This is a genomic window from Ferrovibrio sp. GW821-FHT12B10, assembly GCF_058807515.1.
The window spans coordinates 2,424,878-2,438,277 of record NZ_JBXAQT010000001.1 but is presented as its reverse complement, the minus strand read 5'-3'; the positions used below and the strand labels follow the sequence as shown (position 1 = coordinate 2,438,277).

13 protein-coding genes are annotated in these 13,400 nt (G+C 49.4%); 3 read left to right on the top strand and 10 right to left on the bottom strand.

The window, feature by feature from the left end:
• Window positions 1-635: 635 nt before the first annotated feature.
• The gene (locus tag AC1RRT_RS12310) at window positions 636-914 is read left to right on the top strand and encodes a hypothetical protein (RefSeq protein WP_493014095.1); all 279 of its coding nucleotides are present in this window, start codon (window positions 636-638) and stop codon (window positions 912-914) included.
• Between the two features lie 131 nt (window positions 915-1,045).
• On the opposite strand, the gene AC1RRT_RS12305 is transcribed toward AC1RRT_RS12310, so the two are convergent.
• The 5 genes from AC1RRT_RS12305 to AC1RRT_RS12285 all read right to left on the bottom strand — a co-directional run bounded on the left by AC1RRT_RS12305 (window position 1,046) and on the right by AC1RRT_RS12285 (window position 6,119).
• Window positions 1,046-1,465 carry a hypothetical protein gene (locus AC1RRT_RS12305; protein WP_493014094.1) on the bottom strand — a complete coding sequence of 140 codons (420 nt, stop codon included), beginning with the start codon at window positions 1,463-1,465 and terminating at the stop codon, window positions 1,046-1,048.
• A gap of 23 nt (window positions 1,466-1,488) precedes the next feature.
• A complete protein-coding gene (locus tag AC1RRT_RS12300; RefSeq protein ID WP_493014093.1) occupies window positions 1,489-3,864 on the bottom strand; it encodes an AAA family ATPase in 2,376 nt (791 codons plus the stop codon).
• Window positions 3,845-4,057 (bottom strand): hypothetical protein, encoded by a 213-nt coding sequence (locus tag AC1RRT_RS12295; RefSeq protein ID WP_493014092.1) that lies wholly within the window; start codon window positions 4,055-4,057, stop codon window positions 3,845-3,847. Before AC1RRT_RS12295 ends, AC1RRT_RS12300 begins: the two co-directional genes overlap by 20 nt.
• Before the next feature lie 385 nt (window positions 4,058-4,442).
• A complete protein-coding gene (locus tag AC1RRT_RS12290; RefSeq protein ID WP_493014091.1) occupies window positions 4,443-4,931 on the bottom strand; it encodes a hypothetical protein in 489 nt (162 codons plus the stop codon).
• Window positions 4,932-4,943: 12 nt separating this feature from the next.
• Window positions 4,944-6,119: a hypothetical protein gene (locus AC1RRT_RS12285; RefSeq protein WP_493014090.1), complete on the bottom strand. Its 1,176-nt coding sequence runs from the start codon at window positions 6,117-6,119 to the stop codon at window positions 4,944-4,946.
• Window positions 6,120-6,238: 119 nt separating this feature from the next.
• On the opposite strand from AC1RRT_RS12285, the gene AC1RRT_RS12280 reads away from it, so the two are divergent.
• Together AC1RRT_RS12280 and AC1RRT_RS12275 are read left to right on the top strand one after the other, a co-directional pair.
• Window positions 6,239-6,778 (top strand): hypothetical protein, encoded by a 540-nt coding sequence (locus AC1RRT_RS12280; protein ID WP_493014089.1) that lies wholly within the window; start codon window positions 6,239-6,241, stop codon window positions 6,776-6,778.
• Window positions 6,779-6,998: 220 nt separating this feature from the next.
• Window positions 6,999-7,730: a hypothetical protein gene (locus AC1RRT_RS12275; protein ID WP_493014088.1), complete on the top strand. Its 732-nt coding sequence runs from the start codon at window positions 6,999-7,001 to the stop codon at window positions 7,728-7,730.
• Window positions 7,731-7,793: 63 nt separating this feature from the next.
• Here AC1RRT_RS12275 and AC1RRT_RS12270 read toward each other — a convergent pair whose 3' ends face one another.
• Genes AC1RRT_RS12270 through AC1RRT_RS12250 form a run of 5 tightly spaced genes read right to left on the bottom strand, consistent with a single transcriptional unit; the run spans window position 7,794 to window position 13,220 of the window.
• Window positions 7,794-8,630: a protein NO VEIN domain-containing protein gene (locus AC1RRT_RS12270; RefSeq protein WP_493014087.1), complete on the bottom strand. Its 837-nt coding sequence runs from the start codon at window positions 8,628-8,630 to the stop codon at window positions 7,794-7,796.
• Between the two features lie 5 nt (window positions 8,631-8,635).
• Window positions 8,636-10,534, bottom strand: a complete 1,899-nt coding sequence (locus AC1RRT_RS12265) for an SNF2-related protein (RefSeq protein ID WP_493014086.1) — start codon at window positions 10,532-10,534, stop codon at window positions 8,636-8,638.
• Window positions 10,534-11,838 carry a ParB N-terminal domain-containing protein gene (locus AC1RRT_RS12260; RefSeq protein ID WP_493014085.1) on the bottom strand — a complete coding sequence of 435 codons (1,305 nt, stop codon included), beginning with the start codon at window positions 11,836-11,838 and terminating at the stop codon, window positions 10,534-10,536. The genes AC1RRT_RS12265 and AC1RRT_RS12260 overlap by 1 nt, the downstream gene beginning before the upstream one ends.
• Window positions 11,839-11,847: 9 nt before the next feature.
• On the bottom strand, window positions 11,848-12,309 hold the full coding sequence (locus AC1RRT_RS12255) for a BglII/BstYI family type II restriction endonuclease (protein WP_493014084.1): 462 nt from the start codon (window positions 12,307-12,309) through the stop codon (window positions 11,848-11,850).
• 2 nt (window positions 12,310-12,311) lie between these two features.
• Complete coding sequence (locus AC1RRT_RS12250) at window positions 12,312-13,220, bottom strand: DNA-methyltransferase (RefSeq protein WP_493014083.1); 909 nt, start codon at window positions 13,218-13,220, stop codon at window positions 12,312-12,314.
• Window positions 13,221-13,400: the final 180 nt, after the last annotated feature.

Genomic DNA, 13,400 nt, shown 5'->3' with positions numbered 1-13,400 from the left:
CTACGAGCCGAATCACTCGCATAAGTAGTATGCCACAAGTCAAACCAAACGTCAATAGTTTATATTTATCAGTATTTTATGCCATAATTGGCCATGCGGCCGATTCGTGAAAACTTGGCAAAATCTTCAAAAATACCCGTATTGCGGGTTGCGTCGAACTGACCATGCGGCTCGTGCGCCAGCTGACTCCTTATGGCTGCGGCGTGGCCTCTGTGGCCATGCTGGCCGGGGTTAGCTACTGGACGGCCTGTAAGGCGATCTTTGGGCCTGAGCCGCCTGGCCGTCACAGCACGCATACAGCCGATCTTAGGCGCGGCCTAAGGCGGCTTGGTGTCACGTTGGCACCTCGCCTCATCCCTCTCGCCGGCAGGCCGCTATCAGCCTTGGCGGCCAATGCCGTCTTGAAGGTCAATCCGCGCCGAGATGGTTGGCATTGGGTGGCCTGGGATGCTGAGCGCCAACGGATTATCGACCCGCGCCAACCGCCCTATCAGCGATATCGGATCATATCTTATCTCGAGATTTCTCGGTGAACGGGATGCCGACAGGCCGCGAGGCCGGTTTGAAGTGTTCCTTGGGCCCCGTAAAAGCTCCCACCATACTAATCATCTGTGCAGCTAGCTTGAGGTGCACAGATGACCAAGCAATCCACTAAAGGACCAACGAAGCGCCAGGCAAGCCCTCGCTTACCCAAGCGGTTCAGAATTGCCGCTCACAGAAACCGGCAAGAGCTCGAGCAAGCTATCCATGACAGCTTTTATCGAGATCAGATCGACATGGACTGGGGAACTGTCTCGCGCATGGTCGTGGGGCTTTGCGGCCAGGTTGGCTTCAAGGAAGCGACCAAACTGCTTCTCTATCTGGCCGAAAGGACCCACCAAGGGTGGTTTGGGTCAACAGGCTATGACGAATGAACGCCTGTACTCATGAGAGATCGTCAGGTATCTACTGAGTTATGTTTTTAATAGTCATTTTGGTCGCGGCCGCGCATTATCCGCCCATAGCTCAGTGTCGCCATCGTACCGGTACCTAACTTCCGTTTCGATCATCGGATATGAACCAAATCTGCTTTCTTTTCACCAAGCTCCAGCCGGAATATATGCTGATAAAAGAATTTTCGCTTCAACCGGACCAGCACCTCTTCGTCAAAGCGTCTAGGCTCGTTATTCCAGAAACCTTTCATTTCGATTGCCACTAAATTCGGTCCTTCTCGCTTTCCTCTCGTATGAATAATAATATCCGGGACAATTCTTAAACCGTCCAAATCCCGCTTAGGATCAAATCCAGGCCCCTCTCTGTTATACTCTGCGTCAACATCCCAGCCGGAAAAGAGTGGCTTCAGATAGCTAGACAGATGAGTGGCGATAGTTCTTTCATGAGCATGCTGGGTGATCAAAGCGTGCTCATGCAGATAAAGCCCTTCGCAAGCACTGGCGATTTTTTGCTCTACTTCGCCCAGTTCCATTAGCATGTCATTTTTACCATGGCTTATTTTGCTGAATAGCGGAGGCAATCTTTCTCACATGCCCAATCATCATTCGATTGCTTGGATATTAGCGTATTGCACTTCGAACAATTCGCTGCGGCATACAGTCCTGCTAAATTGCTAGAAAATGCCCGAACCTCTGGCTCTGTCACCGGACTTTCCGAAGCGTTGTCGTGCGCCCCGCATTCATTTCGCACCCAAGCACTCGATTCCAAATCAGAAATCAACTGAGCGTTTGCTGCTGCGAACCCCTTATGTTTTTTAAGTTTTCTGCATAACGCTGGCCACATACTGCCTATATCGTGCTTTCGCTCGAAGCGGGCCGGGATAGCCACTTGCAGCCGCTCAGTCAGCCGCTTTAGAAGCCACTCAAAAAACCGACCGCCGGTACTAGACAAATCTACAGTCCGGCGACCTGAATGTGCCGCCACATTAACTATTACATCAAGGTCTGTTGAAGGATCTGAAAGTATAGGGCCGCGTGACAAATCCCAATCACTGATCGATATGTATTGGTAGTTGCTGGAACCAAATTCGCGCCTGAGCACGTCGTAAAATAGGCGATCATGCGTTGTGATCACTAACTGATGATCCGAGAACTCTTCTTTCAGAAGCTTCGCTATTCTTCCTCTATGTGCGGCATCAACTGAATGCATTACATCATCCAAGATTAGAATTTTAAATCTGCCTTCCTTCTCAGCTTCTTGTTTTCTCAGGGCAAGAAAATAACAAAGCCCCAGCGTATCTAAGTGCGATTCACTTAAATGCAAAAGCGGATGCTCCTGCGCCCCGTTGAAACCGGTCGTTATACCTACTGAGCCCTGACCGACCTGGCGCACTTCTAGCTTCGAAGTTGCAATACCCTCGCCCGGGTGAATCGCCTCATATAGTTTATTCGCTATGCCGGTAACACCGTTTAAAGCAGCCTGTACTGCCTGCTTTCTCGCTTCTACAGCATGACCGTAGACCTTATTTGCGATCGCTTGTTGCTCCGATACAATCTTGTATTGAGCTCTAGCCGCCTCCAGCTTTGGTAGATCAGCGATTATCCCCTCAGCTTGGCTCACCGCCGTTACTAGATGATTGCGACGCGTGCCACCGCCCTCCGCCTCTATTGCTGAAGTAACTCGGTCTATAATTGCGTCGTGAGATTGGATAGTCGCATCGATGCGACTCGATATGGCCTGCAGATCTGCGAGCGATGGCATAGGAATTTTAATCGCGGCAGACAAATCAGATAGCACTGCCTGCAGCTCTCCATAAACCTGGGGTGCCCCCTCTCCCATTACGGACTGCCAAAGACTGAAAAGCGCATTAACATCGGCAAGGAGCGGCTCAAGAGCTGCAGACAACGCATTCTTACGTTCATCAATTAGAACTCTAATCTGCAGGATTCTCTCGTCAGCTTTGATACGTTCATCAATCTTATGAACTAGCAGTTCACGCTCGATGGGCTGCTCACATAAGGGGCAGTTATCGAGCGATCCCTTGGCTATTGCTTGACGCCCCGCCACCAGAAGGTCGACAAGCACATCTTGCGTGCGACTTGCTATCTCCGCTTCAAGTTCACGTGCGGCGCCAATAAGCGACTTCACAAAGCCCGCTAAGTTCGTTGCCACACCCATTCTGCGGATATGCTGCTGTAGACCTCCTAGCGCACTCAGTCTTTCGGCCTTATCTTTACCACCAAGTTCAGCGTCGATCTGACTCTTCCGCTGCATTACATCACCTGATGTTGCGCAAATCGGGAGAGATACCTGCGCCAGAGTTTCATTCAATGCAGCAAGCAATCGTTCCTTATTGATCCCATCAGTTGCCTGCATGCTAAAAATCTGGCGCAAGCGTTGACTCTGAGTTCGCTCGTCTGTGCTAGCTATTGTTTTTCGTGTTTCCAGACCATCGGCCAATGCGCGGAGAGCGTTTTCTATAGAGACAAATTCCCCAAGATTGAAGAACGGCTCAAGAAGATCGTATCGGTTTCGAGGTACGGCATTTATGAAACTCAAGAGCATATGTCGCCGCAGCACAAAGCTCGACTTTGTCGCCAACTCCATCCATGCGGCTACGGGTGCATCCACCTTCCCAATAGGTGTACTTGATGAAAGAGAATTTATGGTCCCCGAGGCATTGAGATCAATAACTATGGCCGGAGCACCGTCGCGAACATGTGGGGCCGCAACTTCCCAACTTACCCCTTGTCTATTCTCTGGGTACAAAGAGGACTTCCTGGTCAATACATATTCGAGAGCATCCACAATGGAACTTTTACCCACTCCATTTGTCCCATAGATCACGAGCCCCCCCTCTCCGATTGAAAGATCGGGCCATGACTGGGGAATACCCCGCACACTTTTTGCTTTAAGTGTTTGGAGTTTCATTTTTCTGAACTCCTACTGCAGCAAGGGTTGCCTTAAAGGCCTTTAGTTGAGATGGGTTTCTGCCATCCAAGTCCTGAAGCAGGACAGCTTTCAGATCAGTGGCAATGTTGGGGTCAGCCTCAATCCGGGCCCGAAATTTCTTGAGGGCGATGACTGCAGGCGGTTCAAAATTACGTTCTGGTATTTCGGCCATCGGGCTATGAATCCTCATTTAGGATTCATCTTACGCGAGAGTCTTAGGAATGGAACGCCAACAATTCCGATCGGAAACAACCAAGTCAACTACACCAGAGTATCTAGACTTTTAACCCCCTTCCGATCCTACAGATTGGCCGATCCTGCGCACTATCAGTAATATGAAATCAAAGTTTGAATACAATCGCATGACGAAGCCTGAATATTAGATTTCAAGCAAATCGCTGATATCACTAGCTATAGGCGTCTATATGAGAACCACAGCCAGTAGATTTGTCTTCTTCAGGTTCCGCGGAGGTAAAAACCCCGACTTAACAAAAAGATACTCTTTCTCCGCCACGGCGAACTCTGCCCTGGGAAATAACTCCGCCATCTCATCGCTGTTATGAGAAAACTCTTACAACCAAATCCAATAATCTTTCCTGCATCATATCCTTATTTATGTCCTCCAGTTTTGCATCACCTATTGGACCAGATTGCCCACCTTTACTCGGCCCAATGGTACTCAGATGAAAACAAAACCGCTTTGCCTGCTTGTCGCATCTAACAGAGAGGTGTGGATACTCATATAGGGGATGTCCGCTACGCCCGAGTAATATGGTGAACTGAATCGCGGCGGGCAGAACTCTCTTATCCCGCCCATCTGGCCGTTCAGGCTCGAATGTCACTCGGCAATCGTACCCCCGCTTCTGCACGTGTTGTGAGATTTCCTCCATAGCCGGCAGCATAGTATCTCGAGCCACACGTTCAAATTCCTCAAGAAAAACCGCAGCATTATCTTCAGCTTGTTTTCGCCGTTCGTCCGCGATCTTCTTCGCCGCATCCACCTTATTAAAGACAGAATGTAGCTGCTCCTCCAATGCCTTCTTCATATATCCCTCTCGCTATTCTCTGCGGTTCAAAACGCCACGCATACACTGCTTGATAGCTTGATCAAGCTCGCGCATCCCTCGGATATGCAGATCAGTTACAGCAGCAGGTAAAACGATCTTCTTTTCATTGAGATCCTTGTCTATCCATTCGAATCCCCTTTCTACCGGCGAGAATTCCAACTCCGATGACAAAGGGTTGTCGCGATCGGCCAACCAACGGCCCATGTGCTTCAAATTAGATTCTGAGAAGAAAACGACCATCGATCTGATAGTTTTTTGCGCCTCTTCAAGTTCGCGCAACGCGATACTACCTTCACGAACAAATTTTCTAATATTTCGTACAAGCGTGGCATCCCCTCGCGGAGCGCGGCCATAGTCCTTAAGAGAGCTCGATATTTCACGAAGCTTTTTTTGTGCGCTCTGAATTCTTATCAAGGGTTCGGTATTCTCGGGCAGCAGCCATTGCGTACCGTTCAAAGTACCAACGGTCATCGTCACATACTGCATTGGGATATTTTGGTCAGCCCGATCGGCAGACCGATTAAATCGAGCCCAATCCTCAACCAAACGTTCGACATTTAAGCGCGATTCACCCAGGCGAATGCTGCGGTAGAGCTCGTGGAGAACGAGGTGAAATTTTCTAGATATTTCACTTCGCAGTTGGCGGCAGATATCGAGCGTCTGCCAGTCAGCCATCACGATGCGGTCGACAGCCTCGGATAGGGCTTGTGCTGCAACAATCGCCTCCGGCGCCACGCGTCGATAAAAGTCATCCCATATCCGGTTACTATACTGCTCGAAACCAGTTTTGATGACATGGTCGTCGAGGTGGTGTTCTTTGCAATCTTCACCGACAAGCCGCAACTTCCCGTCATCACATAAAATGACCCATCCTTCGTAGAATTTGTCTGCGTGATGGCAAAACGGGCAATCGTAGAGCTTGTCGCCGTTCTTGCGCTTATGGGTTCGCGCGAGAGGGATAATCGAACGGATGTAGCTATTGCTTGGCCTCGGCACCCAGGTTGCCTCGAGGGGAAGTTCTTCCGGTGATCGGCCAGCCTGGAGAAACTCTCTGACTAGGCTCTCCAGCTCCGCGACCATCGTTGCTGATGGCGCAACTCCAGGGGCGATCTGCGCGAGGATCACCTTTATGGGATGTATAGAGTCTGTATCAAGTACAAACATCATACACATATACATACTATATGTTGCTATGATGGGTCAATCACATCCATAAATATGGTATTCTATTCGGCAATGGAAAATAGTTATGAAATTACAAATACTTATTATGATGCCCGACCCCCGTGGCGGCCACCCTGCTGGCCAGTTGGGCTTCGCTTAACCAGGAATCTAGCTACACATCACCTTCGGGACACCTCATGCCTGAGCACGCCCAGCAATACTTCCCCAAATTCGTTGAACCCACCGTTGAAGAATTCCTTCGAGATCCAAGTGATGAGCGCTTAGCAACTCTTGCCTGCCTCATGCTTCAAAGCATGGCGGATCACTATTTTCATTCAGCGCCGAAGCCGGCTGATGGCCAAAGAACGCCTGAAGATTTTCGTATTGCCTTGGGTAAGTCTAACTTCGCGTATCGAACGGTGATGGATATCGCAAACGCAACAAAGCATTTCGCCCGCAAGAAATACGGCCTCGATTTCTCCGCCATTCAATCGAACGATATACACTGCGGCAACCTAAGATGCGGCTGGCCCATTAATGGCCAGTACGTCATGGTTGAGACTGGCACAGATGCTGAGTGGCTTGTTAGCCAACTCGTGGAAGCATCGATGGAGATGTGGCGATCAAAGCTCAACCTGCCGGCGGGTGCTACCCCAACCTAATCATCCGCCATACCCACCAGTAGATTTTCCCCGATGACCCTCCGGGGAAGTGTAACTCACCTCGATATTTTAGCCGATCTAAGCCGGCGTTAGTCTAGGTCAGGCAGATCTAAGCAGTCCCCTGCCGATGCGGAGAAAACCCTACTTAAAAATTGCAAAATATCGATTCTCTATTTAAATCTAGATTAATTTTTTTTCCGCCACCGCCTTACGTAAGACAATGACTGATAAAGCAGAAGAAGATAAAGAACGTGGAAATTTGCGAAGCGATTTTATCAAGCGGCTATTTGCAGTAGCGATAAGCGTAGGCTTTGCATCTGCATTAATTTCTATGAACTGGATTACGGCTGGGTCATGGCCGAGTGAGAAAGAATGGCAACAAGTCGCGATGCTTTGTGTCGGCCTTGTTGCGACAATATTAAGTTGGGATGGGTACTTACTTTCAATCAGAACGAAACCGCTACTGGATCATCCGAGATTTCTGATCGATATATTTTTGGTGTTTGTGTACTTGTTTCTACTTCTTTCAGCGAAGCAGCCAGTGTTTTTCTCCCCCACACTGGCCCTAATTTTTACCCTATATCTTGTTTGGGATATACTCACGATACGTCTTTACTATTCACAATATACGGCTATTGCGACGACCAAGCCGGCCGCATCTCTCGAGGAAATTTTCACCGTTTATCTTGCATCATTCAAAAGCGCTCCAGAAACTAGCGGCAGCCCAGCTGTAACAGTCCTTTGGTGGATATACTTCTTGTCCCTCGCCTTCATAGGCCGATCAAGCACAAGCGCCCCAGACGTATACATTATCTGTATCCTTACAGCGACCGGACTAGCATTCTTCAGATACGACAAGTCGCAAGCGAAATCGCGTAAATTTAATGCTCTGATGCGGGCTGCTTTAATCGCGATACTGCTAGCAGCTGCATTTTGGCATTTCCGATTTTGAATTTCTTACGACGTTTACTGAACGGAGTGCACCTGAGCTTAAACGCCCACTATTGTCTGCCTCCTAATTCTCCACACCTCCAGAGCGAAGTAATTTAAAAGACACGTCGACACTTCTCCAAGAGCCACCCCCCTGATTCATTGGCATATGCTCAACCATAGAAGGGGCTCTCCGCTCGAAAAAGCTCTTCGTCCGCATATCCCAGAAATGGAAGCAAAACATATCTTGCGCCCGCAAAGCGGCCGCCCATTCGTTTCGGGAAATTGTCGCAACGGGTGGATTAGCAGTAGATGACTTAACTTCAATCATTTTCTTGGTGGTTCGGCCTTCAACCAAGTCATATGAAAGTATGTCGTGGCCCGCAGTGTTATCGTCGATGGCTATCCAGTAAGGCTGCTCAGAAATACCCAACGCTTTAACCCTGTTGCATTCATATTCGTATGAGAGCCTCTCAGCTTCCCTTCCTTGGGAATGCATCTGTTCGCTTTTCGACGCGAAGAAGAAATTTGCGAGCTTATCCCACCACGCAACGACATCACTGGAGTTCGCGTCGCCCATTAAGCCGGCCGATCTGAAGCATTGCAGTTCGTCTCGCCCCAGACCGTTCGAAACATGCTTTCGACCAAGTCGGAATAAGCCGCACCAATCTGGACGGTGATGCAATATCAGAAATGAGAGTGTTTCTCTGTAACCGATCTCGGGATTGGAAAAATTCACCTCACCAGGAAGAAGCTCGTGGATTTCCAGTCCCGCTTCGTAGTCGACATTAAGGTAGTCAGCATCAACTCTCTTAATGAGATTAACTATGTCAGTGGTTCCGACATTTGGATTTTCTGTGCCATAACGGCGTATTGCCTCTACAGCATTGAAAGCGCCCATCGTCAGGTGCCGAGCGTTCATGCTGACTACTCGGATGAGCTTTCGTCGTAAGGAATTTTACCTTCAAGCTCTGCAATTAGATCGATAACGTCTTGTTCGTCCGTTTGATAATCAATTGGATCGGTAGCATTTTCTTCGTCGAAAGCAATCTCGTGTAGATCTTCGTCATTTAGTAGCTGCTGGAGCGCTCTTAATTTGGAAGCCAGGCGCCGACTTACTGAATAATCAATTGAACCCAGACCTGCAGGAACCCGGCTTTGGAAAATATGAATATTCGTAGTTACGTCGGGCGAGAGGCCAAGCCGGTGAATTCTATCCACAGATTGCAGGTAGTGCGTCGTCACGTAGCTTCGGTCAAGATAAAGTGCGTTATGGCATGCGTGATGAAGACTTATTCCCTCGCCGGCCGCGGCTGGGTTGGCGATTAATACCTGGCAGGAATCGTCAATATGGAACTTGCGAATGCGGCCTTCTCGAGTAGAGTCATCACTCTCGGCACCCGACGGCACCTCCCCGTAAAGAGATACTGGATTTAAGTCCGCCAGCTGTATTTCCATTTGCTGAATAGTGTCGGTGAATATCGTCCATATGACGGCCTTCTCACCGTCAGCCGCGAGAGTTCTCGCCATCTGCCCAACCGCCAACATCTTTGACGACGGACCTTCGCTAATCACTTGATCTACAATGCCTGATTCAGCAGTGGCTAACTTCGGGGCAATTGATCTCAGAGCAAGGATGGGATTGGATGAAAGCTGAAGCAATCGCATGACCGATCGCTTTGCTTTAGCCAAATCCATCGCTCGTCTAGTCGAAGCGCCACTAAAATCGCGGAGAAATTCGCTTCTGACCAGCCCATATAACGCCAGCTGCCCCTTCGCCATGTCTACGTGATGAAAATGACGTATGGGATCTGGGAGAGACAGTTGCCGCTTTGTTGTTCTTACGTAGAGATTCCCCAGAACTTCGCGCGGCGACTTACCTTGATCTAATGCAGCGTCAAAGCCGGCACCCGGCCACAAGAAGCTCAACTGCGCCTTCAAATCGTCTGGCGACTGGGGCATTGGCGTACCGGTCAATATGTCGCGACGCGCAGCAAGCGAAGCGACGTTGAGCAGATAAGCACCCCTTTGCGATTTATACCCAGCCTTCATACGATGCGCTTCATCCAGCACCAAGTGCACGGAATTTGTCGCCAAGTAGGCAGATATAATGTCAGGTATTTCGATCAGCAGGTCGTAGTTAATTACGAAACGCCGGCCACCGCTGGCTAATGCAGCTCGTATCTTATCTTTGCGACCAGATAAAATGACGAAAGGCTCCAAGCTGGAAGCAGGCGCATCGTCCTTGAAGCATTCCTCAATAACTTGCGACCAGGCCCCGAAAGCGGCTTTCGGACAGACGACCAGCAGATGCTGTCCGGGTTTGGCAACGAGGATATGCAAAGCCATGGTGACCGTGGTTTTGCCCGCTCCGGGAACAGAAAAATTTGCTCCATTCTCCAACGAGGTGAGATGGAGCAAATTGTCCATTTGAAATGGCTTCAACGTGCGGCGCGTGAATCCCGCAGCCTTAAGTTTCTCTTCCGCATCATGGCGTGAAAAGGCAGGCGTCGGATGCTTCGCAGATTCTCGCGCAACACGGTATTGGCGGGCGAATTCAGCGACCTTCTCTTTTGCACTTTCATCTGGCTTGAAGCGAAAATTCAATGACCGCTGCAGGGGCCCAAATTCACGCAGTAATGACAGAGCGGACGACCAAGAGAGCTTTATAGTACTAGGGGAAAAGACGTACGGCTCGCCAATCCCAAGCGCAAACTGCTGTATACGCTCCCATATACTGAGCGCAGCCGCTTCCCCATTAAACGAAAAAATAGCCGCTATTTCCGCAGGATCGTAAGAAATTCCGATGTGAGCGGGGTCGTCCATCACAACTTCTTGCCACGCTGATATGGCTGAAGTTTCGTAAGTATTGAGTTCGCTGAATTAAGTATCTCGTTTAGCTGCTTTTCAATCGCGCCGTACGTTGAAGGGGCTGCTGTCGTAAGGTCTATTTCAGCTAGCCGACTATTCGCTTCACGTAGGCGCAGCAATGCACTACGTCCGACATCTTCCGTTTTGTTTGACGCCAGAATGTCTTTACATACCGAGATAACCTCGTCTCGAATTTCATCCCGCCTTGCCACATTATCCAGTTCAGCAATCAAAGGCGCGTAACTAGTCTCTAGTTCATCACCAATATCAAATTCCAGAAGCTCAGCCGCGGCACTACTCGGCTTCTGTGTCAGCGGGATGGCAAGCCGGGTAGAAATTCGCTTGAGAGTGGCCTGAGCCTGGTCACCAAATGTGGCATTAAATGCGTAAACACGCTGTCCCAATGCTTCGCTATTCTGAATTAGGAACCAAGCGACACGCCTGCTCGCTTCTAGAAATTCGCCGCTCTTACCTTGAAGTTTTTTTGGAAGATCATAGAAAAACTGCTCATGATCTCGCACTCGACCGTAGTCTTTGGGTGATTTCAGCCAATCAGCCAGGTAAATATTCGCCTCATTCAAGGCCGCCAACGCAGCCTTAACGTCTTTAGGACGAATTCGCATTAACTTTGCAACTCGACCTTCATCCTTATTATGAGTGACTAGGCGTTGCACCATTAAACATTCGTCGATCCAGTCATAGTCTAACTTGGTCTCAGGCCGCATCTGCAGTCTAACTTCAATTTCGACTATCTGATCGGGCGTCAAATGCGGCAATACCGCACACTCAACGCTCTCATAGTGAGCGAAGTCAGCTGAATTTTTTGCATACAATTCGCGCATCGCCGCCAAACGACGATTGCCGTTCACAACAATGCCGCGAGGCGTAATCATAATTGGCTCGCGCTGCGCTTCTTCCTCTAAAACCTCCGCTATAGGAGTGATTGAGGTTGTCCCTTGTTGCGCAAAATCCCATAGAATCTTGTGCTGCTTTTGTTGCACCGTCTCATTTTCTTCTCCAGATGAGAAGTAATTTGCCGGTAAGCCCTCCCGGGTGATCTCTGCCAACTGCTCAGTCTGTGTTCGGCCGTTTGAAAGCCTGTACACCGGGAGTGCCAATGGGATCCTTATTACAGGAAGCTCTGTCGGCGTACCTTCAAAGACGTCATAAGTTTGAAATTTTCTAAGCGGTGTCTCGCTTTGCCGTTTAATAATTTGCTCTCGCTCATGCGGCGGCAAAATTTGAATATTATATTGCATAAAATGACCTCACTCGAATGCCACGAGCAATAATGGCGTCGTAATGATGCGATCGAATAGGCGAATTTCACCCCACAGCCGATCAGCATTGGCGACATTACTAGCTATTAAGTCGGCGGCTTGCTTTGACGGCACTGCGAGTGCGGCGGCACCAATCCGCCGCGTCTGATAGAGATATTCAAGCTTCATTAAATCATAGATGGCTCGACTGATGTTGCCGGTTTGAATTTGGAAGGCTACATCGCGGAAGGTTCCGGTGACCGTGATGTCGTGCTCGGGATTAATGCGGACATCATACGCCCAGCCAGCATTTGTCAGTTCATGCTGTAAGTGAGTTCTTACGCGTGAAGTGCAGCCAGGCTCAATGACGATGCTTGGCACCTCGAAGAGATCTGTTACCCAGTCAAATAGATCGCGCCGCTGCCATTCAGCGTCGCCGTGATGCAGAGAGTATGTTGCAGATAGCTTCACTATCAGCCCGCAATTGGTGGCTGGTAGATCGGCTTATTCATGGGGCGCGTCCGCAATAATCCTTCTTGTAAAGCGCTGATGCGCTCTTTTGCTATGTCAACGTATTCGGGGACAATGTCGCACCCGTAAGCATCTCGTCCATTCTTCAAAGCTGCGACCGCAGATGACCCAACGCCCAAATATGGATCGAGCACAGCATCCCCTTCGTTTGTCAGCGCAAGTACCAAGCGCTCAACCAAGCTTACGGGGAACTGACAAGGGTGGTCCGTCTTCTCAACATGGTTCGCTTTGACATTTGGTATGTCCCAGACGTCAGACGGATTCTTTCCTAATGGATTGCTAGACTTTTGCCCCTTCTTCGGCCCCTTAAAATGCTTCTTATTCGGATACTTTGACGGGATGCGAATGGGATCTAAATTGAAGGTATAGTCGTCAGACTTTGTAAACCAGAGGATTGTCTCGTACCTGCCAGACAGCCTGCGCTGGCAATGCAAGCCGTGACCAAAAGTCCATATAATCCGGTTCCGCAGCTGAAAGCGCTGCTTCTTGAACAAGTCGTAAAGCAATATATCCAACGGGAAGACTTCACCGTCGTGTATGTAATTTCCGACTTGCCAGCAAATTGAGCCGCCCGGCTTCAAAACGCGCTTTGCCTCGGCAATTGTCGTCGCCTGAGCCTCTAAATATGCGTCTATCGAAGTCCTTTTTTCATACGCCTTGCCGATATTGTAGGGCGGCGAAGTCACAATGAGCTGCATGCTTTCGCCAGGCAGCGACCTCATAAAATCAATGTTGTCACTGCAGCGGATTACGGCTTTCGGATTGGCATCCTTAGCTTGCCGTGATTTGAACTCAACGACATTCCCCTTTGAAAGGGGGTTCGACTGCCGATTTGCCTTTAACTTTCGCATCTTTGCTCACCCGTAGAATGAGTAAATTCTAGGAGCCTCCTCCGATTCGGCGCAACCCAGAAGTTGTAAATTCGTTGGAATTTCGCAAAAAAGAGGCGCTATCCGGATAATAACTCGCGCCTTACGCCGATGCTGTCCGGCGGCTCTGACTCAGTAGAATTTACCGGCCCTGGGACGCAG